The sequence below is a fragment of the Aquabacterium commune genome (genome assembly GCF_004362855.1).
In the GTDB taxonomy this organism is placed as follows: Bacteria; Pseudomonadota; Gammaproteobacteria; order Burkholderiales; family Burkholderiaceae_C; genus Aquabacterium; species Aquabacterium commune.
This window is the reverse complement of sequence record NZ_SNXW01000007.1, coordinates 168,611-191,207: the sequence shown is the minus strand read 5'-3', so window position 1 is coordinate 191,207 and position 22,597 is coordinate 168,611. Positions and strand designations below refer to the sequence as shown.

Here is a 22,597-nt window from a genome sequence, read left to right as displayed (position 1 = left end):
TCACAGGCAGCGACGCGGGTCGCTGGTGCTGGTGATCAGCGGGTCGCAGGAGCGCACCATGCCGGCCGGGGTGATGTCCACGCGCAGGGGGCGGTCCTCGGATTGGGCCGAGGCGTAGCTCACCGTCAGGCGCGTCAGGTTGCCCGAGCGGCGGCCCAGGGCGTCGAAGGTCACGCTGCTGGCGGCGGTGCTGCCGTCGGCGGCCAGGCCAGCAACCGACACGCCCGCGCTGCCTTCGGTGCCGAGGCGCTTGACGACGATCAGCGGGTTGGTGGCGTCCGTGCTGGCGTTGGTCGGCGCGGCCGCACAGGCGCCGCCCGGGTCACGCACGCTGACCACCCAGGAGGCGCCAGCAGCGGACACCGTGCAGCTGTTGTTCAGCGCCGTGGCCGTGCCGTTGTCCACCATGTAGAAGGTGATGGGGCGGTTGCGCCGCACGGCTTCGTTGCGGGCCTGTTGCAAGCCCGTCTGCAGGGATTCGGCCTGGTTGCGCAGCTTGGCATTGCGCACCCAGGCGCTCATGCTGGGCACGGCGGTGGCGAGCAGCATGCCCAGCACCACCAGGGTGACGGCGATTTCGATGATGGAGAAGCCGCGTTGTGCGGGGCGGGGGGCGCGCGGTGTGTGCGTCATGGCGGTGTCCTCTCGGTGTCCTTGTGGCTCAGGAGCAGTCCGAGGCCGACTTGACGGCCCAGCACGACGAGGTGGCGGTGGTGCCGGCGAACTGCGTGGTGCCCTTGGCGCCGCTGTCGCTGAGGGTGTAGGCGTAGCCGTTGACCGTGCTGCTGCTCTTGCCCGTGGCCGTGATCGTGTAGTTCTGGCCGCTGTTGCTGGTGGTGCAGCTGTAGTCGAAGTACTTGCTGTCGGCCACGACCAGGGCGTTGGCGGCAGCGCTGCCGCAGGTGGTGGCGGCGGTCGGGCCGTAGGCGCGGTTGTCTTGGTAGAACTGTTCCAGGCGCACGCGCTGGCTGGCCAGGTTGGTGAAGGCCTCCTGCATGGCGCCGCGGCGGATGTACTGCGTGTAGGCGGGCACGGCGACCGAGGCCAGGATGGCGACGATGGCCACCACGATCATCACTTCGATGAGGGTGAAGCCGCGCGCCACCTTGCGCTGTGTGCCGAGCGGGAAACCGCCCGCGGTCGGTGTGGATGTGTGTGCCTGCATGCCAGAAACCCCTTGCTGTGGATCCATGATGTCCACATCGGGAAATTCTGGGTTCGCGTTGAGCGGGGCGAAGGCCGGATCAGCGTGACAAAACCCACGCAGTCGCGCCAGCTTGCGTCTTGTTACAGGGCGCGGCGTGGCCGCCCGTCGTCGGGCCCCACCGTTCGTCTGTCAGGGCTGACCGTTGGGGGCCGTTGGCGATGCGGGCGCCGTGGTCTGGACCGGGCGGGCCGGGTCGGCGCACCACTCGCTCCAGGAGCCGGCGTACAGGCGGGTGGGGGGAAAGCCGGCATGGGCCATCGCCAGCAGGTTGTGGCAGGCGGTCACGCCGGAGCCGCACTGGTGCACGAGGGTGTTGGTGCTGGCGCCGGCCTGGGCCATCAGCGCCGTGAATTCGTCACGCAGCACCTCGGCCGGCTTGAAGCGGCCGTCTTGCAGGTTGTGCTGGAAGAAGCGGTTGCAGGCGCCGGGGATGTGGCCGCCCACCGGGTCCAGGGTTTCGTTTTCGCCGCGGAAGCGGTCGGGGGCGCGGGCGTCCAGCAGTTGCAGGCGCCCGGGCGTGCCGGGTGGCGTTTGCGACACGGTTTGCGACACGGTTTGCGACGAGGTTTGCAGCGAGGTTTGCAAAGATGCGAGGACCTCGTCTGCCGTCACGAGCCAGCCGTTGCGCGCCTGTGGGTTGACCGTGCTGGGCGTGACGGTGACGGGCGTGAGTGTGACGGGCGTGACTGTGACGGGCGTGTGTGTGGCCACGGTGGTGTCGATGGGGCCACCCCCAGGCCCCAGGGCCAGCCAGGCCGGCCAGCCGCCATCGAGCACCTGCACGCGCTCGTGGCCCAGCCAGCGCAGCAGCCACCAGGCGCGCGCGGCGAACATGCCACCCGCGTCGTCGTAGGCCACCACGCGGGTCTCGGGGCGCAGGCCCCATTGGCCCAGGGTGCGGGCCAGGGCCTCGGGCGAGGGCAGGGGGTGGCGGCCGGTGAAGGCGGGCGTGCCCTGGCCGACTTTCGGCCCGGAGAGGTCGCGGTCGAGGTGGGCGTACAGCGCTCCGGGGATGTGCCCCGCGCGCCAGGCCGCTTCGCCGGCGTTGGCATCGGCCAGGTTGAAGCGGCAGTCCAGCAGGAGCAGGTCTTCGGCGCCGGGGGCGGCCAGCAAGGCGCGCAGCTCGGCCGCGTCGATCAATGCGGGCAGGGCAGGCGAGGGGGCTGCGGCGATGCTCATGGTGTCGGCGTTCCGTGCGGAGGTGCTCGGCGGTGGCTCAGAACAGCGCCATGCTGAGCTTGCGGCGGTAGGCGTCGATGACGGGGTCGGCCCCGGCCACCTCCACCTTGCCGGCAATTTCCAGCTTGGGCTTGCCGTCGGGGGCTGCACCCGGGTGAGCTCCCGGGTGAGCTCCCGGGTGAGTGCCTGGCCCGCCGGCCTTGCCCGGGGCCGGTGCTGCGGCCTTGGGCTGCGGCTGGGTCATCGTCTCCAGGATGGCGACGTAGAGCTTGCGCGCGGCCTCGTCGTTCCAGGCCTTGTCGCGCATGATGACTTCCAGCAGCTCGTCCATGGCCTCGGTTTGGCGGCCCATGGCCAGGTGCAGCGAGGCCAGCTCCAGGCGGGCGGCGAAGTCGCGCTTGTTGGCGGCAATGGTGTCTTGCAGCGTGTTCAGCGGGCGGCCGTTGGCGCGCACACCGACGACGGCGTCCAGCACCCGCACGAAGGCGGCGGGGCGGGCCTCCACCAGCAGACCGGTGGCGCGCGGGCGCAGGGGCTCGGCCACCAGCTGGGCGTGCTGCAGGGCGTTGTCCGAGCCCTCGGCCAGCATCAGCGCGATCAGGTCGAAGCGGGCCTCGTCGTTGTTCGGGTCTTTGGCCAGGGCGTCGAGCAGCAAGTCCACCGCGCCACCGGTCTGACCGTCCTCGGCCAGGGCCTCGGCCTGCGCCACCTCGGCCTCGGCCGCCACTTCGCCCTCGGTGGGCACGTGCTTGGCCAGGAAGCCGCGGATCTGCTCGGCGGGCAGGGCGCCGACGAAGCCGTCCACCGGCTGGCCGCCCACGAACATCACGCAAAACGGGATGGAGCGCACGCCGAACATCTCCGAGAGCTGGCCGGCGATCTCCTGCTGCTCATCGGCATTGAGCTTGGCCAGCGTGAAGCGGCCCTGGTACTCGGTCTCCAGGCCTTCCAGCACCGGGCCCAGCTGCTTGCACGGGCCGCACCACGGCGCCCAGATGTCCAGCAGGATCGGCACCTGCTGCGAGGCGGCCAGCAGGTCGGATTCGAAGTTCGCGAGGGTGATGTCGATCATGGGTCAGCAAAAGTGAGGGCGACAGGTGTGGCGGCTTGCGCAGCGCAGAACGTGGGCAGCGCCTAAAATCCAGGGTTTGACGAGACAGGAGCCCGCGGTGAGCACAGCCCCCCACACGACGTCCAGCAGCCCGATGCAGACAGAACAGCAAGCCATCCAGGTCGGCGTGGTCATGGGCTCCAGCAGCGACTGGGACGTGATGCGCCACGCTGCCGACATTCTCACCGAGTTCGGCATCGCCTTCGAGGCCCGGGTCGTTTCGGCCCACCGCATGCCCGACGACATGTTCCGCTACGCCGAAGCCGCCGCCGACCGCGGCCTGGTGGCCATCATCGCCGGCGCTGGCGGTGCCGCCCACCTGCCTGGCATGCTGGCGGCCAAGACCACGGTGCCCGTGCTGGGCGTGCCCGTGCCCTCGCGCCACTTGCAGGGCGTGGATTCGCTGCACTCCATCGTGCAGATGCCCAAGGGCATCCCGGTGGCGACGTTTGCCATCGGCACGGCCGGTGCGGGCAACGCGGCGCTGTTCGCCGTGGCCATGCTGGCGGGCAGCCATCCCGCCTTGCGCGCCAAGCTCGACGCCTTCCGCGCCCGCCAGACCGAAGTCGCCCGCGCGATGACGAACGACCTGACGATGCCCGCACCGGAAGGCGGCCAGGCATGAGCGCCGCCAAGGACGTGATCCTGCCCGTGATCTTGCCGGGTGCGACCCTGGGCGTGATGGGCGGCGGCCAACTGGGCCGCATGTTCGTGCACGCCGCGCAAAGCATGGGCTACCGCACCGCCGTGCTCGATGCCGATGCCACCAGCCCCGCCGGGCTCGTGTCGCACGAACACATCCGCACGGCCTACCTCGACGCCGCCGGCCTGACCGAGCTGGCCCGCGTGGCCGACGCCATCACCACCGAGTTCGAGAACGTGCCCGCCGCGGCCCTCGAGCAACTGGCTCAGACCCGTCCGGTGGCGCCCGCCGGAGCGTCCGTGGCCATCTGCCAGGACCGCGCCCGCGAGAAGGCCCACTTCGTCGGCTGCGGCGTGGACTGCGCCCCGCACGCCATCATCGAGACGCCCGAGCAACTGGCCGCCGTCACCGACGACCTGCTGCCCGGCATCCTCAAAACATCGCGCATGGGCTACGACGGCAAGGGCCAGGTCCGCGTGAAGACGCGCGCCGAGCTCATCGCGGCCTGGGACGACTTGCAGCGCGTGGGCTGCGTGCTGGAGAAGATGCTGCCCCTGGCCTACGAGGTCAGCGTCATCGTGGCCCGAGGCCGCGACGGCCAGATCGTGCACTTCCCGCTGCAGCAGAACCTGCACCGTGACGGCATCCTCGCCGTGACCACGGTGCCCGCGCCCAACGTGACGGAAGCGGTCTCGCAACAGGCCTGTGCCTCGGCGCACCAGATCGCCGCGTCCATGGACTACGTCGGCGTGCTGTGCACCGAGTTCTTCGTGCTGGCCGATGGCCGCATCGTCGCCAACGAGATGGCCCCGCGCCCGCACAACAGCGGTCACCACACCATCGACGCCTGCGACGTGTCGCAGTTCGAGCTGCAGGTGCGCGCCATGACCGGCCTGCCCCTGGTCGCGCCCGTGCTGCACAGCCCCTGCCTGATGCTCAACCTGCTGGGCGACCTGTGGTTCCCCGGTGGCGTGACGGTCCAGCAAGAGCCGGACTGGGCCGCCGTGCTGGCCCTGTCCGGCACCCACCTGCACCTCTACGGCAAGGCCGAAGCGCGTGCTGGCCGCAAGATGGGCCACCTGACGGTCACCGGTGCCACGCCGCAAGCCGCCCGCGCCACGGCGCTGCAGGCCGCGGCCATTCTGGGCATCGCGCCGTTCTGATCGCCAGGTCTTGAACACCCCGATGCCCACCATGCGCCTGCTCGACCCCGCCCTGCAGCCCGACGCCATCGAACAGGCCGCGCAGCGCCTGGCCGATGGCGGCCTGCTGGCCCTGCCCACCGAAACCGTTTACGGCCTCGGCGCCCGGGCCGATGACGACGCCGCCGTGGCCCGCATCTTCGCGGCCAAGGGCAGGCCGGCCGACCATCCGCTCATCGTCCACGTGCCCAACGAGGCCGCGGCCCTGCACTTCGTCAGCGCCTTCCCGCCGGTGGCCCAGCGCCTGGTGCGCGCCTTCTGGCCGGGGCCCCTGACCGTGATCGTGCCGCGTCACCCCGACATGGCCCGTGCGGCGGCCGGTGGCCAGGACACCATCGGCCTGCGCTGTCCCGACCACCCCGTGGCCCGCCAGTTGCTCGATGCCTGTGCCCAGCGCGACATCCTCGGCGTGGCCGCGCCCAGCGCCAACCGCTTCGGTCGCATCAGCCCGACGCGGGCGGCGCACGTCGCCGAAGAGTTCGCCGGACAAGGCCAGGGCCTGGACGAGGTCTGGGTGCTCGACGGCGGCCCCTGCGAAGTCGGCATCGAGTCCACCATCGTGGATTGCTCGCGCGGCCAGCCCGTGCTGCTGCGCCCGGGTCGCCTCACCATGGCCGAGCTGGAAGCGGCCGCGGGCGAGCCGCTGCTGTGGTCCAGGCCGGAGGCGCCCGACCCGAACGCGCCCAAGGCCTCGGGCACGCTGCTGTCGCACTACGCGCCGCGCGCCCGTGTCGTCTTGATGAGCGACGCGCAATTGGCCGTCGGCCTGGACGTCATCGAGCCCGAACTCACCGCCCAGCACCTGGCCACGCCGGGCGTGGCGCCGCGCGTGGCCGTCTATTCGCGCAGCCTGTGGGCCCACCACCCGCGCCACCCGGGCGTGGTGCACCTGTCCATGCCGGGCGACGCCGTCACGGCGGCCCACGACCTCTTCGCCGACCTGCGCGAGATGGACGCCACCGGCGTCGCCCAGATCTGGGTGGAAGCCCCGCCCGAAGGCCCCGCGTGGGACGGCGTGCGCGACCGCCTGAGCCGCGCTGCGGCCGCCTGAGCCGCGGCGCTCACCTCCCTGCGCAACCCTGGCGCAACCCTGGCACTTCACCGCCCTTCACCCCGGCACCGCGCGGGCGAGGGCAATCCCGTGGCAGACTGCCACCCTGGCGCGCGGGTCACGGTGATCCGCCGCCGCCCTGACATCCCCCGACCCCTGGATCCCCTGGAGAGACCATGTTCCCTGTTGCCGCATCCCGCCTGCCCGTGAACCGCCGCCGCCTGGGCTGGGTCGCGCTGGCCTGCTCGGCAGCCGGCCTGGCGCTGGGCCTGTCGGCCTGCGGGGGCGGCAGCCGCAACAGTTTCTTTGCGCCCAACAGCGTGGTGTCATTTGGCGATGAGAACAGCGCCATCAGCGCCTTCACCAGCAATGACCTGAAGAAACCCGATGGCAGCGCGGGGGCCGAGATCAAGGGCCTCACGTACACGGTGCAGTCGGCGTTGGTGGGCTCTCCCGTGGTGTGCGCTGACACCACCGCCGCCCAACCAGGCACCCCTGCGCGTGACTGCGTGGCGTCCAATGGCGCCACCGTGACCTCGCCCACGCTCAACGGCCACTACGCCTTCGATTTCTACTCCTCCACCAAACTGGAGGTTGAGAGCCCCAATCAGCGCACCACGACCACCGCCTACAACTGCGGTTCGCCCAGCATCTGGGTGCAGGTGCTGGCCCGAGCCTATGGCCGCGGCTACACCAGCCAGTGTGCGCTCGACACCCGCGGCGGTGCCGTCAGTTACGCCGCCTTCGGCGCCAAGACCGACGACGTCATCGCCCAGATCGCGGCCCACCGCGGTGAGCTCAACGGCAGCACCCTGGTCACCATCATGGTCGGCCAGAACGACATCCTGGAGCAGTTCAACGCGCTGCGCGCCACCCCGGCCACCACGGACGAGGCCACCGCCATCGCCACGCTGCAGGCCCGCGCAGACCGCATGGCCGCAGCCGTCAAGGACGTGATCGGCGCGGGCGCCAAGGTGGTGCTGGCCCTGACGCCCTCGCTGAACGATTCGCCCCGGGGCGTGGCCACCGACGCGGCCCTGATGTCGCGCCTGGTGGTGGCCTACAACGACCGCCTGTACGTGCGCGGCCTGGGCAATGTCTCTGGCCGTGACCTGGTGGGCGTCAACCCCGACTCCTTCACCAACAGCAGCACGCGCAGCACCAGTTATGTCCACGGCAACGTGGGTGCGCTGTGCAACACCACTGGCCTGGTCAGGCCCGATGGCACCACGACCACTGGTTTGGAACCCGATGCCGACGCCAATGTCCGCTTCTGCAACACCAGCATCAGCCTGAACGGCAGCACCAGCACCTACATCTGGGCCGACGCCATCCACTACGCGCCCTTGGGCCACAGCCTCATCGGCTCGGTGGCCTACAACCGTGCCCGCCAGCAGCTCTGATTCTGATCAGCGCCTGCGCCCGAACCACAGCTTCATCCCCAGGATGGCCAGCGCCAGCGTCAAGGTGACGCAGTTGGCGATGGTCACGGGCAGCGAGCCGATCGACAGGCCATAGACCAGCCACAGCGCCACCCCGAGGGTGAAGCAGCTGTACATGCCCAGTGAGATCCCGCTGACATCGCGCGTGCGCAGCGTCAGCCAGACCTGAGGCACGAAGGAGGCCGTGGTCAGCATGGCCGCGAGGCCGCCGATCCACTCGATGGTGTCGGGTGACAGGGTCATGGTGCGCTCGCGTCAGAGGTGTTCAGGTGTTGCGCCCAGTCGGTCAGGGCTTGCAGGACGGGTCGGCCGGCATCGGCACGCGGGTGGTTGACCACACCGACGACGATCACGCGGGTGCTGCCGTCGGCGGCGTCCACGTAGCCCGCCATCGACGCGACGCCATCGAGCGAACCCGTTTTGATGTGGGCGCGGCCCGCCGCGGCCTGCCAGCGCCGCGTCGTGCCATCGGTGCCATTGACGGGCAGGGAGGCCACGAACTCCGGCATCACCGGGCTGCGCCACAGGGCCTGCAGCCACTGGCCCAGGCACAGCGCCGTGCTGCGCTCGCTGCGCGACAGGCCCGCGCCGTTGTCCAGCTGCAGGGCCTCGCCTTCGCAGGCGCTGGGTTGGCCCCTGCCACTGCCGTTGCCATTGCGATTGCCCGCACGGGTGGCTTCCAGCACCAGCTGCGCCGTGGCGCCGCGCGCCGAGGCCAGCGTGGCCGGGCGCGGTGGCTCGTTGGCATCGCGGCTGGCATCGCGGTTGGCAGGGGCGGCGCCCAGCGTCAGGAAAAGCTGGCGCGCCATCACGTTGTTGCTGAACTTGTTGATGTCGCGCACCACGGTGGCCAGGGGTGGCGATGTCCACGTCTGCCACACCGGCAGGCCGGCGGGCCACGTGCCGTTGCGCACCGTGCCACCGAGGCGTCCGCCGCCATCCTGCCAGGCCTGGCTGAGCAGCCGCGCGCCGTGGTCGTCGGGGCCATCGCCGCGCCACAGCAGTGGCCACTCGCGCTCGCCGCAGCTCAAGGGATACGGCCCTTGCACGGTCACGCGCCAGCGCTGCCGGCCCAGGTGGTGCCAGCCCAGCACGGGCGCCATCGTCAGGTTCAGGGCCTCGCGCCAGTCGCCGCACGGCAGCTTGGGTTGGGGCGACAGGTGGTTGACCAGCTCGACGCCGTCCAACGTCGGCGCCAGGCTGGCCCGCACCTGACCGGGCTGGGCCGCATCGGGCAGCAGGCGCAGCGTGACCGCGCCGTGGTTGAGCAGCAGGGCGTCGGGGCCGGCGTTGTAGGGCTTGAGCACCTGGCCGTCGAAGGCCGCGGGGTCGTGCGGCGGCAGCTCGAAGGCGCTGCGGTCGGTCAGCAGGTCGCCGCGGATGTCGCGCAGCCCGGCGCCCCGCCAGCGCGACATCATCAGCTGCACCCGCTCGATGACCAGGCTGGGGTCGCCACCGCCGCGCAGGTAGAGCGGCCCGTCGAGTGCGCCGTTGGGCAGCAGCGGCCCGCCCAGCCCGGCCTCGGTGCGCCAGGTGTAGGCCGGCCCCAGGCTGCGCAGCGCGGCGCCCGTGGTGAACAGCTTCATCACCGAAGCCATCAGGCGGGGCGATGCGGCCAGGTGCTGCCAGCGCGGCGCAACGCCATCGACCGGCCAGACCAGCAGCGAAAACGCCTCGGCCGGCAAGCCGCTGGCCTGCAGTGCCGCGGCGACCGTGGGTGGCCAGGGCGTTGGGCTGATCGGGGCCTGGGGTGCCTGGGATGCCTTCTGGGCCTGTGGAGCCTGTGGGGCTTGTGGGGCTTGTGTGACCGCCAGGGCACCGGGGCCGGTCCCTGCGGCGGTGACGGCCGTTGCCGCGCCCAGGCCCAACGCCACGGCGACCCGCCGCGCCCCTGCCAGGCGGGTCGTCGCTTGCGGAGGCGGCGAGAGCGGTGGGTGAGGCAAGGGCAGGGCGGCGCGCATGGCGGCCATCATAGGGGGAGGCTGCGGGCTACACTCTCGCGATGTCTGACAGCGTGTTCCCGACCCCCTCTGCGGCGCCCGTCCTGCTGGCGCTGGACACTGCCACCGAGCGCCTGCACATCGCCCTGGTGGCGGGCGAGGCCGTGCACGCGCAAGACCTCCCCGGTGGCGCCCAGGCCTCGGCCACCTTGCTGCCAGCTTGCCAGGCCTTGCTGGACGCGGCCGGCCTGCGTTGGGCCGATGTCGATGCCATCGCCTTTGGCAGCGGGCCCGGTGCGTTCACCGGCTTGCGCACCGCCTGCTCGGTGACCCAAGGCCTGGCGCTGGGCCTGGACTGCCCCGTCATCGTGCTCGACACCCTGATGGCCGTGGCCGAAGATGCCCGCCAGCGCGCCTGCGCGGCCGACCCGCAAGCCTGCCCGCCCGGGCAGACCCTGTGGGTGCTGCAAGACGCCCGCATGGACGAGCTCTACGTCGCCGCCTTCACCTGGAACGGGCAGTCCTGGCAGGCCACCGAAGGTCCCGCCTTGTGGCCCTTGAGCGAACCCTTGCGCCGCTGGGCCGAGGCCGCGCCGGGCACCGTGCGACTGTGCGGCAACGCCTTGCGGCAGTGCGCCCAGGCGCTGGCCGGCCTGCCCGAGGCCTTGTGCCTGCCGGATGGCGCCCAGGCCGTGCCCTCGGGTGCCGCACTGGCCGCGCTGGCCACACAGGCCTGGCGCGCGGGCCGCCGCGTGGACGCCGCCCTGGCCTTGCCGCGCTACGTCCGCGACAAGGTGGCCCAGACCACCGCCGAGCGCGCCGCCGCAGCGCAGGCCTGAGCCCCGTGAGCTTGCCCATGCCCATGCTGGACACCCCCACCACCCACCCGCAGGCGCTCGCCGACGCCGCGGGTGAGGTCATCGACCGCATCCTCACCGACGCCGACATCCCCGAGGTGACGGCCATGGAGCGCCTGGCCTGCGCCCACCCGCTGCACGCCTGGACCGACGACAACTACCGCTCCTCGCTGCGCGCCGGCTACTGGGCGCGCGTGCGCTGCGACGCCGCCACGGGCCGCATCGTCGCCGTCTGCGTGGCCATGGACGGCGTGGACGAGGTGCACCTGCTGAACATCGCGGTCGCGCGCGAGCAGCATGGCCAGGGCCATGCGCAGGCCTTGTTGCGAGCGTTGTACGCGCGGTGCCAGCAGCACCGTGCCGAGGCCCTGTGGCTGGAGGTGCGTCCCAGCAACCAGCGCGCGCGGGCCCTGTACCTGCGCGAAGGCTTCGTGGACATCGGTGTGCGCAAGCATTACTACCCCGCCGCCACGGGCCGGGAGGACGCGGTGGTCATGCGCCGCGAGATCTGCGCGAGCGACCCCAGCGAGGCACCGCATGCGCTGGACTGAGCGACAACTCGCCATGCTGCGCGAGATGGGCGTGCCGCCGTTCTGGCCGACCGAGCCGGTGGCTGCCGCGGCGACCGTGCCCGTGGCCACACCCGATGCAGCGCCGGCCGAAGCCGCTTTCTCTGCACCTGCTGCACCTGCTGCAGCTTTGGGCGCGGCGGCCCGCGCACCCGCCGCCTTCGCAGCCGCGCCGCAGGACGCACCGCGCCCGCAGACCTCTGCGCAGCCGCCCCGCACCCCGCCCCGCACACAGCTCGTTGTGCGGCCTGCCACCCCCCCGGCGCCAGCCCAAGCCGCAGAGGCCATCCTTGGCCCCCGCCCCACCGGCGTTGACACCATGGACTGGCGCACCCTGCGCGACACCGTGGCCAGCTGCCAGGCCTGCGGCCTGTGCCAAAGCCGCACGCAAACGGTGTTCGGCACCGGCCATGTCCAGGCCCGCTGGATGCTGGTCGGCGAAGCCCCCGGCGAGCAGGAAGACCGCGAGGGCGAGCCCTTCGTCGGCCGCGCTGGCCAGTTGCTCGACCGCATGCTGGCTGCCGTGGGCCTCACGCGCAGCGAAGCCCCGCCCGAGCAGCAGGTGTACATCGCCAACGCGCTCAAGTGCCGCCCGCCGGCCAACCGCAACCCGCTGCCGCAGGAGGTCGCACAGTGCGAGCCCTTCCTGCTCCGCCAGATGGCCCTGGTGCAGCCCGACCTCATCCTCGCCATGGGCCGCTTCGCCGTGCAGTCGCTGCTCAAGACGAGCGAGCCCATCGGCAAGCTGCGCGTCCGTGTGCACGAGGTCCAGGGCATCCCGGTGGTGGTCACCTACCACCCGGCCTACCTGTTGCGCAACCCGGCCGACAAGGCCCTGGTGTGGGACGACCTGTGCCGGGCGCGCGAGCTGCAACTCAGCCGCGCCGCGGCACGCTCAGGCACTCACTCCGGCCCGATGTAGCGCCTGCGGCGGAACCACCAGATCAGGCCGACCGCCACGCCAAACATCATCAGCATGGCCAGCCAGAAGCCCTCCGGGCGCGCGAGCAGGGGCATCTGCTCGAAGTTCATGCCGAAGATGCCGGTGATGAGGTTCAGCGGCAGGAACACGGCGGTCAGCACCGTCAGCGTGCGCATGATGTCGTTGGCGCGGCTGCCCTGCGCGGAGAAATGGATCTGCACAGCGCTTTCGGCCGAGCTCTCCAGTCGGCGCACGTGGGCCAGCACGCGCTCGACATGCTCGTGCACATCGCGCGAACGCACGCGCAGCACTTCGCGCTCGCGCGTCACGTGGGGGTCAGGCGACAGTGGCCATTCTTCCAGCGCGTCGATCCATTCCTGCACCGCGCTGCGCTGGTCCTCGCAGGTGTCTTCCAGCATGTGCAGGGTGTTGCGCGCGTCCAGCAGGGCCTGCCAGTGGTTGAACTGGTTGCGGTTGCTGAACAGCTCCTGCTGCAGGTAGCCGAACTGGCGCGTCAGCAGCCGGCGCAGGTCCAGGTAGCTGTCCACCATGTGGTTGACGATGCGCAGCATCAGGTCGGCCGGGTTGGGCGGCAGGCGCGAGGTGCTGCCGCGGCTTTCGTGGAAGCGCGGTGTGGCGGCGTCGCTGCCTTCCTGCGCTTCAGGCAGGTCGGTGGGCAGGTCCGCGGGCGTGTCGGCGGCGACGGCATCTTCCGTCTCGCCCAACAGGCCCTTGGCCAGGGGGGAGGGCGCTGCCACCTCGGCGCCATCGGCATTGCGCACGCCCTGCGGGATCATCTGGCTCAGGCGGGCCTCGAAGAAGTCGCGCACCGAGCAATCGGCCGGGTGCACGGTCAGCAGCACGCGGTCGAAGACGGCGAAGCCCACCGGGCTGGTGTCGATGGAGGCCATGGCCTGGCGCGCCGACGAGGCCGTGCCGTGCGCCTCGTCGAGGAACAGCCGCTCGGTGCCCTGGCCCGCGGCCAGCCGGCGGAACACCAGCAGGTCGTACCACGAGGTGTAGTCGTACTGCGAGGGCAGCTGCGGGTTGAGCAGGTCGGTGACGTGCAGGTCCATCAGGCTGCCACCGGCCAGGCGCTGCAGGTGTTGCTGCACCTCGGGCAGGTGCACCTCGAACACGCGCCGGCTGGTCGTCACCCACAGGAAGCCGTTGGCCGGCAGGCTGGTGGGCCAGGCGGGCAGCTCGGTGAACTGGTCGTGGATCAGGAAGAAGCGCATCGTGGTGCTCAGGCCTTCAGCAGCGCGGCGGCATCCAGCGCGAAGTAGCTCAGCACGCCGTCGGCACCGGCGCGCTTGAACGCCAGCAGGGACTCCATCATCGTGGCCTCGCGGTCCAGCCAGCCGTTTTGCGCGGCGGCCTGGATCATGGCGTACTCACCGCTGACCTGGTAGGCGAAGGTCGGCACGCGGAAGGCGTCTTTCACGCGGCGCACGATGTCCAGGTAAGGCATGCCCGGCTTGACCATGACCATGTCGGCGCCCTCGGCGATGTCCAGGGCGACTTCGCGCAGGGCCTCGTCGCTGTTGCCCGGGTCCATCTGATAGACCTTCTTGTTGGCCTTGCCCAGGTTGCCCGCCGAGCCCACGGCGTCGCGGAAGGGGCCGTAGAAGGCGCTGGCGTACTTGGCGCTGTAGGCCATGATGCGGGTGTGGACCAGGCCTTGCGATTCGAGCGCCGCGCGGATGGCGCCGATGCGGCCGTCCATCATGTCAGACGGTGCGACGATGTCCACGCCGGCTTCGGCCTGCACCAGCGCCTGGCGGGTCAGCACGGCCACGGTCTCGTCGTTGAGGATGTAACCCGTGTCATCGAGCAGGCCATCCTGGCCGTGGCTGGTGAAGGGGTCGAGCGCCACGTCGGTCATGATGCCCAGCTCGGGGAAACGGCTTTTCAGCTCGCGCACCGTGCGTGGCACCAGGCCGTCCGGGTTGAGGGCCTCGGCGCCATCGGGCGTTTTCAGGGCCGCGTCGATCACGGGGAAGAGGGCCAGCACCGGCACGCCGAGGTCCAGACAGCGCTCGGCGGTGGCGAACAGCTCCGCGCGGCCCATGCGGCTGACACCGGGCATCGAGGCCACGGGCTGGTGGGCGCTGTCGGCGTCCAGCACGAACACCGGGTAGATCAGGTCGTTGGCCGTCAGGCTGTGCTCGCGCACCAGGCGGCGGGAGAAGTCGTCGCGGCGCAGGCGGCGCGGGCGGTGGGCCGGGAAAGCGGCGAGGGGGGAGGTGCTGGATGACGAGGACATGCGGAGCGAATGGCTGAGCGGCAAGCGCGGGATGTTGGACTGCCCACACGGGAAAGTGTGTGAACCTTTGCAAAGCTGCCAAAAAAACCACCGGGGGCAGGGCTTTTCGGACAAGCCCCGACACCATGGCATCACAACCCCCCTATAATCACAGCTGAATGATACGCCGCAAGGCCTCTGCATTCCCTGCTTTTCCTCCCTGAGCAGGTGCCTTACGTGATGACAGCGTCAAGGCTTCACAGCCCCGGCTTTGCCGGGGCTCTTTTTTGCCCGGAATTTGCGCTGAGATTTGCGCCGAGGCCTGTTCATAATCCCACCATGAGCAACGCTTACCTCTGGGTCAAATCCCTGCACATCATCTTCGTGGCCAGCTGGTTCGCCGGGCTGTTTTACCTGCCGCGCCTGTTCGTCAACCTGGCCATGGTGCCGGGCGACAGCCACGCCGAGCGCGAACGGCTGTTGCTCATGGCGCGCAAGCTCTACCGCTTCAGCTCCCTGCTGATGGTGCCTGCGCTGGTCTTCGGCCTGACGTTGTGGTTGTACTTCGGCATGGGCAAGGGGCCGGGCCAGATCTGGCTGCACATCAAGCTGACCCTGGTGCTGGGCGCCATCGGCTACCACCACGTCTGCCGCAAGCTGCTGCGCGACTTCGAAGGCTTCCAGAACCGCCGCAGCCACCGCTGGTACCGTGTGTTCAACGAGGTGTCGGTGGTGCTGTTCGCCGTGATCACCTTCCTGGTGGTGCTCAAGCCGTCGCTGGGCTGAGCCGCGCGGTGCCATGAGCCTGCACCGCAGTTCTGCCTGGCCGCTGTCGTGGGCGGCAGCTGCCCTCATCGTCTATGCCACCTTGCACCCGATGGCGGGCTGGCATTGGCCTGACAGCCATGTGTTCAGCTGGGTCCTGCCCAAGCAGCCCAACGAGCTCATGGACGATGTGGTGGCCAACCTGCTGGGTTACCTGCCGCTGGGCTTCATCTTGTGCCTGGCGCACCTGCGCTCGCGCTGGCAGGCGCCCTGGGCGGCGTTGCGCACCTTGGCGCTGTGCGTGGCGCTGTCCTACAGCCTGGAGTTGCTGCAGTTCACCGTGCCGGGCCGGGTGCCGTCGATGTCGGACTGGGTGCTCAACAGCCTCGGCTCCGCCTGGGGCGTGCTGGGGGCCATCACCGTGCATGCGCTGGGGCTGGTGGACGCCTGGCACCGCCTGCGCGAGCGCTGGTTCATCCCGCAAGCCGGCCATGGCCTGGCGCTGCTGAGCCTGTGGCCGCTCGGCCTGCTGTTCCCGCCGCCCTTGCCGCTGGGGCAGGGGCAGTTGTGGCCGCATCTGCGCATCGGCCTGGTCGAGCTGACCCGGGACACCCCCTGGCAGGCCTGGCTGCTGCCCGAAGACCCGCTGACGCTGTGGAGTTCGGTGCACGCGCGCGTGGTGGCTTCGCCATGGATCGATGGGGTGGAGGTGCTGACGGTGGCCGCCGGCATGCTGGCGCCGCTGTGCGTGGCCTGTGCGGTGGCGCGCCCGCGGGTGCTGCGCATCGCGATGCTGAGCGGCCTGGTGCTGATCGGGGTGGGCATGTCGGCGCTGTCGTCGGCGCTGAACTTCGGCCCGGTGCATGCGTTCAGCTGGGTCACGACCCAGGCCATGGCGGGCTTGCTGCTGGGTGCGGCCGCCGCCGTGCCGATGGTGGCCTGGCGGCGGCGGACCTGCGCCGCGTTGGGCGTGGGGGTGGTGCTGACCCTGGTGGTGCTCATCCACCTGGCGCCGCCCGATGCCTATTACGCGCAGACGCTGCAGGCCTGGGAGAACGGCCGCTTCATCCGCTTCCACGGCCTGTCGCGCTGGTTCGGCATCTTGTGGCCCTATGTGGCCCTGGCCTGGTTGCTGGGGCGCTGGTGGGGGCATGAGGCCGACGCGCCGGTGCCGCGGCAAGCCTAGGCCTAGAATGGGCGGATGGCTTCTTATTACCAACGCCACATCTTTTTCTGCCTGAACCAGCGCGTCAACGGCGAGTCCAGTTGCGGCGACCACGGTGCCAAGGCAGGGTTTGACCACTGCAAGGCGCGCATCTCGGCCGCGGGCATGAACGGCCCGGGCGGCGTGCGCGTCAACAAGGCCGGCTGCCTGGACCGCTGTGCCGGTGGGCCGGTGGCCGTGGTCTATCCGGAAGGCACTTGGTACACCTTCGTGGACCAGGCCGACATCGACGAGATCGTGGACCAGCACCTGGTCGGCGGCCAAGTGGTCGAGCGCCTGGTGCTGCCCGACGACGTCGGTCGCTGAGGCAAGGCCGCCCATGCTTGGACGTCCCGCTTCCCTGACCATCGACGGCCCTGCCGGCCAATTGGAGGTCGTGGTCGAAGACCCGCCTGCCGACCAGGGCGCCCCGCGCGGTTTGGCCGTGATCGCCCACCCGCATCCGCTGATGGGCGGCACCATGGACAACAAGGTCGTGCACACCCTGGTGCGCGCCTTCGTGCTGTCGGGCTGGCGTGCCGTGCGTTTCAATTTCCGGGGCGTCGGGCAATCCGAGTCGGCCTGGGACGAGGGCCGGGGCGAGACCTCCGACATGCTGGCCGTGGTGGCCCACCACCTGGCCGACCCTGCCATGCGCGGCCTGCCGCTGGCGCTGGCCGGTTTCTCGTTCGGTGGCTACGTGGCCGCCCAGGCGGCCTCCCGCCTGAGCCAGGCTGCGGCCGACCAGCCGTCGGTGCGCGCGCCGACCACGCTGGTGCTCGTCAGCCCGGCGACCTCTCGCTTCGAAGTGCCGGTGGTGCCGGGCCACACCCTGGTGGTGCAGGGCGAGGCCGACGACGTCGTGCCCCTGGCCAGCGTGCTCGACTGGGCCCGCCCCCAGGCCCTGCCCGTGACGGTGGTGCCCGGCGCCGGCCACTTTTTCCATGGCCAGCTGGCCTTGCTGCGCGAGGTGGTGCTCAAGCACCTGCGCGCCGAGGCCGCTGGCTGACGGTGCGGCGGAGATGGGGCCGCGCGGCATGGCGCCCGCGCCCAGGTCTGTGCACATTTCCTTTCTTGCGTTTCCCCTGTTCTCACTCCATATTGACGGCATGACTGCTTTTCGTTCCCGTCGCCTCGTCCTGAGCGCGACCCTCTCTTTGCTGGCCTCGGTCCTGTCGGCCGCCGTGCCGGTCGCATCCCATGCCGCAGCGCCTGCTGCTGCGTCGCCAGCGGCCTTGTTCGCCGAGCCCTCGACGGCCATGCCGCAGCCGCCCGAAGTGGCTGCGCGCGCCTTCATCCTGCAGGACCTCTCCACCCGCCAGACCCTGGCCTCGCGCAACCCCGACCAGAGCGTCGAGCCCGCGTCCCTGACCAAGCTGATGACGGCCTACCTGGTCTTCCAGGCGCTGCAAGGCGGCAAGCTCAGCCTCAGCCAGGAGCTGCCCGTCTCCGAGCGCGCCTGGCGCACCGGCATGACCGGCGCTTCCCGCTCCTTCATCAACCTCAACAGCCGCGTGAAGGTCGATGACCTGATCAAGGGCATGATCGTGCAGAGCGGCAACGACGCCACCGTGGCCCTGGCCGAAGGCGTGGGTGGCACGGTCGAGGTCTTCGTCGAGATGATGAACCGCCAGGCGCAGGTGTTCGGCCTCAAAGGCACGCGCTTTGCCAACCCGGAAGGCTTGACCGCGCCGGGCCACGTCAGCACGGCGCGCGAGCTGTCCATCATCGCCACGCGCCTGATCACCGACTTCCCGAACTCGCTGCCGTACTACTCGATGAAGGAGTTCACCTTCAACGGCATCAAGCAGGGCAACCGCAACCTGCTGCTGTTCCGCGACGCCACGGTGGACGGCCTGAAAACCGGCTACACCGACGCCGCCGGCTACTGCCTGATCGCCACCTCCAGGCGCCCGACCGCCGGTGGCGAGCGCCGCCTGCTCAGCGTGGTGCTGGGTGCCGCCTCGCCCGAGGCCCGCGCCAACGAAAGCCAGAAGCTGCTGAACTGGGGCCACAGCGCCTTCGACGTCGTCAAGCTGTTCGACGCCAACCAGCCCGTCACCACCGCCCAGGTCTGGAAGGGCCAGGCCAACACCGCCCGCCTGGGCCGCAGCACGCCCGTGGTGGTCGTGGTGCCGCGCGGGCAGGGGGCGTCGGTGAAGACGGCAGTGACGCGCAATGACCCGCTCATCGCCCCCTTGAGCAAGGGCCAGGCCGTGGGCAGCATCCAGATCACGCTGGGCACCCAGCCCTGGCAGACGCTGCCCTTGCTGTCCCTGGACGAGGTGCCCCAGGCCGGCTTCGTGGGCCGGATGTGGGACGCCCTGCGCCTGGGCATCCAGTGAGCGACGGTGAGAGGAGCGACCCCATGACCCCCCACCAGCCTGTGAACCCGGCGATCCCGCCGCAAGAGTCCCTCATCCAGTACCCCAGCGCCTTCCCCATCAAGGTGATGGGGCCGAATCACGAGGCGTTCGTGGCCTCGGTGCTGGGCGTGGTGGTACAGCACGCGCCCGACTTCGACGCCGCCACCCTGGAGCGCCGACCCAGCAGCAGCGGCACCTACCTGGGCCTGACCGTCACGGTCACGGCCACCAGCCGCGAGCAGCTTGACGCCATCTACCGCGCTTTGACCAGCCTGCCGCACGTCAAGTACGTGCTCTGAGCCTGAGCGCCTGTGTGACAGGCCGTCACGGCGCCCGCATACAATCCCGCAGCAGACTTGGCCCGCCAGGTCTGAGCGCTCCCTGGCCGGTGTGCCTGTGTCCACGCTTGTGCGTGGGCCCGGTGCCTCGGCCCTTTGTTTGAAGGACCTGAACGTGTTGATTTCCGAAGCCTACGCCCAAGCCGCCGCCCCTGCTGCCAGTGCCTCTGGTGGCCTGATGAGCATGCTGCCCCTGGTGCTGATGTTCGTCGTCCTGTACTTCGTGATGATCCGCCCGCAGATGAAGCGGCAGAAGGAAACCAAGGCCATGCTCGACGCGCTGGCCAAGGGCGACGAGGTCGTCACGCAAGGTGGCGTGATCGGCAAGATCAGCAAGCTGGGCGAAACCTTCGTCAGCGTGGAAGTCGCCAGCGGTGTGGAGCTGCAGGTGCAGCGCGCGGCCATCGTCCAGGTGCTGCCCAAGGGCACCTACAAGTAATCACGTGCCCCGCAAAGCGCGCACAGCAGCAAAGGTGTCGAGGACCGCATGAACCGCTACCCCTTGTGGAAGTACCTGATCATTGCCCTGGCGGTGTTCATTGGCCTGATGTACAGCCTGCCCAACGTGTTCGGCGAGGCGCCGGCGGTGCAGCTGTCCAGCGGCAAGGCCACGGTCAAGCTCGATGCCGATGCCGTCAAGCGCGTGCAGTCCGTCCTGGAGACGGCCGGCGTCCAGGCCGACTTCGTCGAGCTGGACGGCACCTCGGTGCGCGCCCGTTTCAAGGACACCGACGCCCAGATCAAGGCGCGTGACGCCCTCAGCCGCGCCTTCAACCCCGATGCGGCCGACCCGCGCTACATCGTGGCGCTGAACCTGGTGTCGCGCTCGCCGCAGTGGCTGCGCAGCCTGCATGCCCACCCCATGTTCCTGGGCCTGGACCTGCGCGGTGGCGTGCACTTCCTGATGCAGGTGGACATGAAGGCCGCGCTGACCCAGAAGGTCGAGAGCCTGGCCGGTGATGTGCGCACCCTGCTGCGTGACAAGGACATCCGCCACAGTGGCATCCGCCGCGATGACAAGGCGCTGACCGTGCGCTTCCGCGACGAGGCCACCCGCCAGGCCGCCCGCCCGCTGCTGCAAGACGGCCTGGTGGACCTGCTCTGGACCGATGGCACCGATGCCAGCGGCGACCTGACCCTGGTCGGCGCGCTCAAGCCGCAAAGCGAGCGCAGCATCCAGGAGCAGGCGCTCAAGCAGAACATCACCACCCTGCACAACCGGATCAACGAACTCGGCGTGTCCGAGCCCGTGATCCAGCAGCAGGGCCTGGACCGCGTCGTGGTGCAGTTGCCCGGCGTGCAGGACACGGCCAAGGCCAAGGACATCATCGGTCGCACCGCCACGCTGGAAGTGCGCATGGCCGACGACAGTGCCGAGGCGCAGACCGCGCTGCTCAGCGGTGGCCTGGTGCCCTTTGGCTCCGAACGTTATCTGGAGCGCAGCGGCGAGCCCATCATCGTCAAGCGCCAGGTGGTGCTGACCGGCGACAACCTGACCGACGCCCAGCCCGGCTTCGACGAGAACCAGGAAGGTGCCGTGCACCTGACGCTGGACGCCCGCGGCGCGCGCATCTTCCGCGACGTCACGCGTGAGAACGTCGGCAAGCGCATGGCCATCATCCTGTTCGAGAAGGGCAAGGGCGAGGTCGTGACCGCGCCGGTCATCCGCGCTGAAATCGGCGGTGGCCGCGTGCAGATCTCGGGCCGCATGAGCACCGAGGAAGCCGCCGACACGGCCCTGCTGCTGCGCGCCGGTTCGCTGGCCGCGCCCATGGAGATCATCGAAGAGCGCACCGTGGGCCCCAGCCTGGGCGCAGAAAACATCGCCCAGGGCTTCAACTCCCTGGTGTATGGCTTCGCTGCCATCGCGGTGTTCATGGTGTTTTACTACCTGCTGTTCGGCGTGTTTTCCACCGTGGCCCTGTCGGTCAACCTGCTGCTGCTGATCGCCGTGCTGTCCATGCTGCAGGCCACGCTGACGCTGCCGGGCATCGCGGCCATCGCCCTGACGCTGGGCATGGCGATCGACTCCAACGTGCTGATCAACGAGCGGGTGCGCGAAGAGCTGCGCAACGGTGCGGCGCCGCAGTCGGCGATTGCGGCCGGCTACGAGCACGCCTGGGCGACCATCCTGGACTCGAACGTCACGACCCTGATCGCCGGCCTGTCGCTGCTGGCCTTCGGCTCAGGACCCGTGCGCGGCTTCGCCGTGGTGCACTGCCTGGGCATCCTGACCTCGATGTTCTCGGCCGTGTTCTTCTCGCGCGGCCTGGTCAACCTCTGGTATGGCCGTCAGAAAAAGCTCAAGGGCGTGTCCATCGGGCAGGTCTGGAAGCCGCAGGCTTCGACCACCGCCCCGGCGCCCTCGGTCGAATAAGCACACCGCATCAGCACCCCAGCGGAGCAAGACACCATGGAATTTTTCCGCATCCAGCGCGACATCCCGTTCATGCGGCATGCGCTGGTTTTCAACATCATCTCTTTCCTGACCTTCGCGCTGGCCGTGTTCTTCCTGGTCACGCGGGGGCTGCACCTGTCCATCGAGTTCACGGGCGGCTCGCTCATCGAGGTGCAGTACGCGCAGGCGGCCGACCTGCACAAGGCCCGCGAGGCCGTCGAAGGCCTCAAGCTCGGTGAGGTGCAGGTGCAGAACTTCGGCACCTCGCGCGATGTGCTCATCCGCCTGCCCCTGCGCGGCACGATGAAGCAGACCGAGCTGGTCACCAAGGTGTTCGACGCCCTGTGCCAGAGCGAGTCGGGCAAGGTGTCGGTGCAGTCGTCCGACAAGGGCGATCGCCAGGTGTGCCTGGTCGCCTCAGGTGGGGCGAAAGCCGGTGCGGCCGATGGCGCGCAGACCGAGCCCCTGACCCTGCAGCGCAGCGAGTTCGTCGGCCCGCAGGTCGGTGACGAGCTGGCCACCGATGGCGCCAAGGCGCTGTTGGCGACCGTCATCGGCATCATGATTTACCTGGCCATCCGCTTCGAGTGGAAGTTCGCCGTGGCTGGCGTGATCGCCAACCTGCACGACGTGGTCATCATCCTGGGCTTCTTCGCCTTCTTCCAGTGGGAGTTCTCGCTGTCGGTGCTGGCGGCGGTGCTGGCGGTGCTGGGTTACTCGGTGAACGAGTCGGTGGTGATCTTCGACCGGATCCGCGAGATCTTCCGCAAGATGCGCAAGATGGACACGCGCCAGGCCATCGACCACGCCATCACCAGCACCATGAGCCGCACCATGATCACCCACGGCTGCACCGAGATGATGGTGCTGGCCATGCTGATCTTCGGTGGCCCGACGCTGCACTACTTCGCCATGGCCCTGACCATCGGCATCCTGTTCGGCATCTACTCCTCGGTGTTCGTGGCCGCGGCCATCGCGATGTGGTTGGGCGTCAAGCGCGAAGACCTCGTCAAGGGTGGCAAAAAAGACATCGACCCGAACGACCCGCACGCGGGTGCGGTGGTGTAGAGTCAAAGTCAATCGAACTTTGCGCGTCAGCCTTGCCTGCCCCTGCCGGGTCTTGTCCCTCCAGGGTTGAGGGCGGGCTGACCGTCTGAA

General features: G+C 69.8%; 24 protein-coding genes. 16 read left to right on the top strand and 8 right to left on the bottom strand.

Annotation, left to right across the window (positions count from 1 at the left end; all coding sequences use genetic code 11):
* The 4 genes from EV672_RS13090 to EV672_RS13075 all read right to left on the bottom strand — a co-directional run bounded on the left by EV672_RS13090 (position 1) and on the right by EV672_RS13075 (position 3,458).
* Complete coding sequence (locus EV672_RS13090) at positions 1–633, bottom strand: GspH/FimT family pseudopilin (protein ID WP_133610080.1); 633 nt, start codon at positions 631–633, stop codon at positions 1–3.
* A 28-nt stretch (positions 634–661) separates the two neighbouring features.
* Positions 662–1,165 carry a type IV pilin protein gene (locus EV672_RS13085; RefSeq protein WP_133609923.1) on the bottom strand — a complete coding sequence of 168 codons (504 nt, stop codon included), beginning with the start codon at positions 1,163–1,165 and terminating at the stop codon, positions 662–664.
* A gap of 171 nt (positions 1,166–1,336) precedes the next feature.
* Positions 1,337–2,386: a sulfurtransferase gene (locus tag EV672_RS13080; RefSeq protein ID WP_133609921.1), complete on the bottom strand. Its 1,050-nt coding sequence runs from the start codon at positions 2,384–2,386 to the stop codon at positions 1,337–1,339.
* A 37-nt stretch (positions 2,387–2,423) separates the two neighbouring features.
* The gene (locus EV672_RS13075; RefSeq protein WP_133609919.1) at positions 2,424–3,458 is read right to left on the bottom strand and encodes a tetratricopeptide repeat protein; all 1,035 of its coding nucleotides are present in this window, start codon (positions 3,456–3,458) and stop codon (positions 2,424–2,426) included.
* 133 nt (positions 3,459–3,591) lie between these two features.
* On the opposite strand from EV672_RS13075, the gene purE reads away from it, so the two are divergent.
* From purE to EV672_RS13055, 4 genes are all read left to right on the top strand, one after another.
* A complete protein-coding gene (gene purE / locus EV672_RS13070) occupies positions 3,592–4,122 on the top strand; it encodes a 5-(carboxyamino)imidazole ribonucleotide mutase (protein ID WP_133610078.1) in 531 nt (176 codons plus the stop codon).
* A complete protein-coding gene (locus EV672_RS13065) occupies positions 4,119–5,303 on the top strand; it encodes a 5-(carboxyamino)imidazole ribonucleotide synthase (protein WP_133609917.1) in 1,185 nt (394 codons plus the stop codon). The genes purE and EV672_RS13065 overlap by 4 nt, the downstream gene beginning before the upstream one ends.
* 22 nt (positions 5,304–5,325) lie before the next feature.
* Positions 5,326–6,393, top strand: a complete 1,068-nt coding sequence (locus tag EV672_RS13060) for an L-threonylcarbamoyladenylate synthase (protein WP_424923157.1) — start codon at positions 5,326–5,328, stop codon at positions 6,391–6,393.
* A gap of 176 nt (positions 6,394–6,569) precedes the next feature.
* Positions 6,570–7,796 (top strand): SGNH/GDSL hydrolase family protein, encoded by a 1,227-nt coding sequence (locus tag EV672_RS13055; protein WP_133609915.1) that lies wholly within the window; start codon positions 6,570–6,572, stop codon positions 7,794–7,796.
* A gap of 6 nt (positions 7,797–7,802) precedes the next feature.
* Here EV672_RS13055 and EV672_RS13050 read toward each other — a convergent pair whose 3' ends face one another.
* Both EV672_RS13050 and EV672_RS13045 read right to left on the bottom strand, forming a co-directional pair.
* A complete protein-coding gene (locus tag EV672_RS13050) occupies positions 7,803–8,078 on the bottom strand; it encodes a SemiSWEET family sugar transporter (protein WP_133609913.1) in 276 nt (91 codons plus the stop codon).
* On the bottom strand, positions 8,075–9,796 hold the full coding sequence (locus EV672_RS13045; protein WP_166643568.1) for a D-alanyl-D-alanine carboxypeptidase/D-alanyl-D-alanine-endopeptidase: 1,722 nt from the start codon (positions 9,794–9,796) through the stop codon (positions 8,075–8,077). Before EV672_RS13045 ends, EV672_RS13050 begins: the two co-directional genes overlap by 4 nt.
* 41 nt (positions 9,797–9,837) lie before the next feature.
* Between EV672_RS13045 and tsaB the strand changes: the two genes are divergently transcribed.
* From tsaB to EV672_RS13030, 3 genes are read left to right on the top strand one after another with little or no spacing between them, the layout of a single operon-like run.
* The gene (gene tsaB, locus EV672_RS13040) at positions 9,838–10,614 is read left to right on the top strand and encodes a tRNA (adenosine(37)-N6)-threonylcarbamoyltransferase complex dimerization subunit type 1 TsaB (protein WP_133609909.1); all 777 of its coding nucleotides are present in this window, start codon (positions 9,838–9,840) and stop codon (positions 10,612–10,614) included.
* 5 nt (positions 10,615–10,619) lie between these two features.
* On the top strand, positions 10,620–11,183 hold the full coding sequence (gene rimI, locus EV672_RS13035) for a ribosomal protein S18-alanine N-acetyltransferase (protein ID WP_279536193.1): 564 nt from the start codon (positions 10,620–10,622) through the stop codon (positions 11,181–11,183).
* Positions 11,170–12,123, top strand: a complete 954-nt coding sequence (locus tag EV672_RS13030) for a uracil-DNA glycosylase (protein ID WP_133609908.1) — start codon at positions 11,170–11,172, stop codon at positions 12,121–12,123. Before rimI ends, EV672_RS13030 begins: the two co-directional genes overlap by 14 nt.
* On the opposite strand, the gene EV672_RS13025 is transcribed toward EV672_RS13030, so the two are convergent.
* Both EV672_RS13025 and hemB read right to left on the bottom strand, forming a co-directional pair.
* Positions 12,105–13,361 (bottom strand): magnesium transporter CorA family protein, encoded by a 1,257-nt coding sequence (locus tag EV672_RS13025; protein WP_133609906.1) that lies wholly within the window; start codon positions 13,359–13,361, stop codon positions 12,105–12,107. The genes EV672_RS13030 and EV672_RS13025 overlap by 19 nt on opposite strands.
* An 8-nt stretch (positions 13,362–13,369) precedes the next feature.
* Positions 13,370–14,389 carry a porphobilinogen synthase gene (hemB, locus tag EV672_RS13020; protein WP_133609904.1) on the bottom strand — a complete coding sequence of 340 codons (1,020 nt, stop codon included), beginning with the start codon at positions 14,387–14,389 and terminating at the stop codon, positions 13,370–13,372.
* A 318-nt stretch (positions 14,390–14,707) separates the two neighbouring features.
* Between hemB and EV672_RS13015 the strand changes: the two genes are divergently transcribed.
* The 9 genes from EV672_RS13015 (at position 14,708) to secF (ending at position 22,507) form a co-directional block, all read left to right on the top strand.
* Positions 14,708–15,154, top strand: a complete 447-nt coding sequence (locus EV672_RS13015) for a CopD family protein (protein WP_133609902.1) — start codon at positions 14,708–14,710, stop codon at positions 15,152–15,154.
* A 13-nt stretch (positions 15,155–15,167) separates the two neighbouring features.
* Positions 15,168–16,319 (top strand): VanZ family protein, encoded by a 1,152-nt coding sequence (locus EV672_RS13010; RefSeq protein WP_133609900.1) that lies wholly within the window; start codon positions 15,168–15,170, stop codon positions 16,317–16,319.
* A gap of 15 nt (positions 16,320–16,334) precedes the next feature.
* Positions 16,335–16,664, top strand: a complete 330-nt coding sequence (locus tag EV672_RS13005) for a (2Fe-2S) ferredoxin domain-containing protein (RefSeq protein ID WP_133609898.1) — start codon at positions 16,335–16,337, stop codon at positions 16,662–16,664.
* Between the two features lie 13 nt (positions 16,665–16,677).
* A complete protein-coding gene (locus EV672_RS13000; protein ID WP_133609896.1) occupies positions 16,678–17,346 on the top strand; it encodes an alpha/beta hydrolase in 669 nt (222 codons plus the stop codon).
* A 100-nt stretch (positions 17,347–17,446) separates the two neighbouring features.
* Entirely contained in the window at positions 17,447–18,682 is a 1,236-nt protein-coding gene (locus EV672_RS12995) for a D-alanyl-D-alanine carboxypeptidase family protein (protein WP_133609894.1), read from the top strand.
* Between the two features lie 23 nt (positions 18,683–18,705).
* Entirely contained in the window at positions 18,706–19,002 is a 297-nt protein-coding gene (locus EV672_RS12990; RefSeq protein ID WP_133609892.1) for a YbeD family protein, read from the top strand.
* A gap of 154 nt (positions 19,003–19,156) precedes the next feature.
* A complete protein-coding gene (gene yajC, locus EV672_RS12985; protein ID WP_133609890.1) occupies positions 19,157–19,480 on the top strand; it encodes a preprotein translocase subunit YajC in 324 nt (107 codons plus the stop codon).
* Positions 19,481–19,528: 48 nt separating this feature from the next.
* The gene (gene secD / locus EV672_RS12980) at positions 19,529–21,418 is read left to right on the top strand and encodes a protein translocase subunit SecD (protein ID WP_133609888.1); all 1,890 of its coding nucleotides are present in this window, start codon (positions 19,529–19,531) and stop codon (positions 21,416–21,418) included.
* A gap of 36 nt (positions 21,419–21,454) precedes the next feature.
* The gene (gene secF, locus EV672_RS12975) at positions 21,455–22,507 is read left to right on the top strand and encodes a protein translocase subunit SecF (RefSeq protein WP_133609887.1); all 1,053 of its coding nucleotides are present in this window, start codon (positions 21,455–21,457) and stop codon (positions 22,505–22,507) included.
* The last annotated feature ends 90 nt before the right edge of the window (positions 22,508–22,597 follow it).

Excerpts from the sequence above, each read along its gene's own strand:
- EV672_RS13090 (WP_133610080.1), bottom strand. The coding sequence starts at position 633 with ATGACGCACACACCGCGCGCCCCCCGCCCCGCACAACGCGGCTTCTCC.
- EV672_RS13085 (WP_133609923.1), bottom strand. The coding sequence starts at position 1,165 with ATGCAGGCACACACATCCACACCGACCGCGGGCGGTTTCCCGCTCGGC.
- EV672_RS13080 (WP_133609921.1), bottom strand. The coding sequence starts at position 2,386 with ATGAGCATCGCCGCAGCCCCCTCGCCTGCCCTGCCCGCATTGATCGAC.
- EV672_RS13075 (WP_133609919.1), bottom strand. The coding sequence starts at position 3,458 with ATGATCGACATCACCCTCGCGAACTTCGAATCCGACCTGCTGGCCGCC.
- purE (WP_133610078.1), top strand. The coding sequence starts at position 3,592 with ATGCAGACAGAACAGCAAGCCATCCAGGTCGGCGTGGTCATGGGCTCC.
- EV672_RS13065 (WP_133609917.1), top strand. The coding sequence starts at position 4,119 with ATGAGCGCCGCCAAGGACGTGATCCTGCCCGTGATCTTGCCGGGTGCG.
- EV672_RS13060 (WP_424923157.1), top strand. The coding sequence starts at position 5,326 with ATGCCCACCATGCGCCTGCTCGACCCCGCCCTGCAGCCCGACGCCATC.
- EV672_RS13055 (WP_133609915.1), top strand. The coding sequence starts at position 6,570 with ATGTTCCCTGTTGCCGCATCCCGCCTGCCCGTGAACCGCCGCCGCCTG.
- EV672_RS13050 (WP_133609913.1), bottom strand. The coding sequence starts at position 8,078 with ATGACCCTGTCACCCGACACCATCGAGTGGATCGGCGGCCTCGCGGCC.
- EV672_RS13045 (WP_166643568.1), bottom strand. The coding sequence starts at position 9,796 with ATGCGCGCCGCCCTGCCCTTGCCTCACCCACCGCTCTCGCCGCCTCCG.
- tsaB (WP_133609909.1), top strand. The coding sequence starts at position 9,838 with ATGTCTGACAGCGTGTTCCCGACCCCCTCTGCGGCGCCCGTCCTGCTG.
- EV672_RS13030 (WP_133609908.1), top strand. The coding sequence starts at position 11,170 with ATGCGCTGGACTGAGCGACAACTCGCCATGCTGCGCGAGATGGGCGTG.
- EV672_RS13025 (WP_133609906.1), bottom strand. The coding sequence starts at position 13,361 with ATGCGCTTCTTCCTGATCCACGACCAGTTCACCGAGCTGCCCGCCTGG.
- hemB (WP_133609904.1), bottom strand. The coding sequence starts at position 14,389 with ATGTCCTCGTCATCCAGCACCTCCCCCCTCGCCGCTTTCCCGGCCCAC.
- EV672_RS13015 (WP_133609902.1), top strand. The coding sequence starts at position 14,708 with ATGAGCAACGCTTACCTCTGGGTCAAATCCCTGCACATCATCTTCGTG.
- EV672_RS13010 (WP_133609900.1), top strand. The coding sequence starts at position 15,168 with ATGAGCCTGCACCGCAGTTCTGCCTGGCCGCTGTCGTGGGCGGCAGCT.
- EV672_RS13005 (WP_133609898.1), top strand. The coding sequence starts at position 16,335 with ATGGCTTCTTATTACCAACGCCACATCTTTTTCTGCCTGAACCAGCGC.
- EV672_RS13000 (WP_133609896.1), top strand. The coding sequence starts at position 16,678 with ATGCTTGGACGTCCCGCTTCCCTGACCATCGACGGCCCTGCCGGCCAA.
- EV672_RS12995 (WP_133609894.1), top strand. The coding sequence starts at position 17,447 with ATGACTGCTTTTCGTTCCCGTCGCCTCGTCCTGAGCGCGACCCTCTCT.
- EV672_RS12990 (WP_133609892.1), top strand. The coding sequence starts at position 18,706 with ATGACCCCCCACCAGCCTGTGAACCCGGCGATCCCGCCGCAAGAGTCC.
- secD (WP_133609888.1), top strand. The coding sequence starts at position 19,529 with ATGAACCGCTACCCCTTGTGGAAGTACCTGATCATTGCCCTGGCGGTG.
- secF (WP_133609887.1), top strand. The coding sequence starts at position 21,455 with ATGGAATTTTTCCGCATCCAGCGCGACATCCCGTTCATGCGGCATGCG.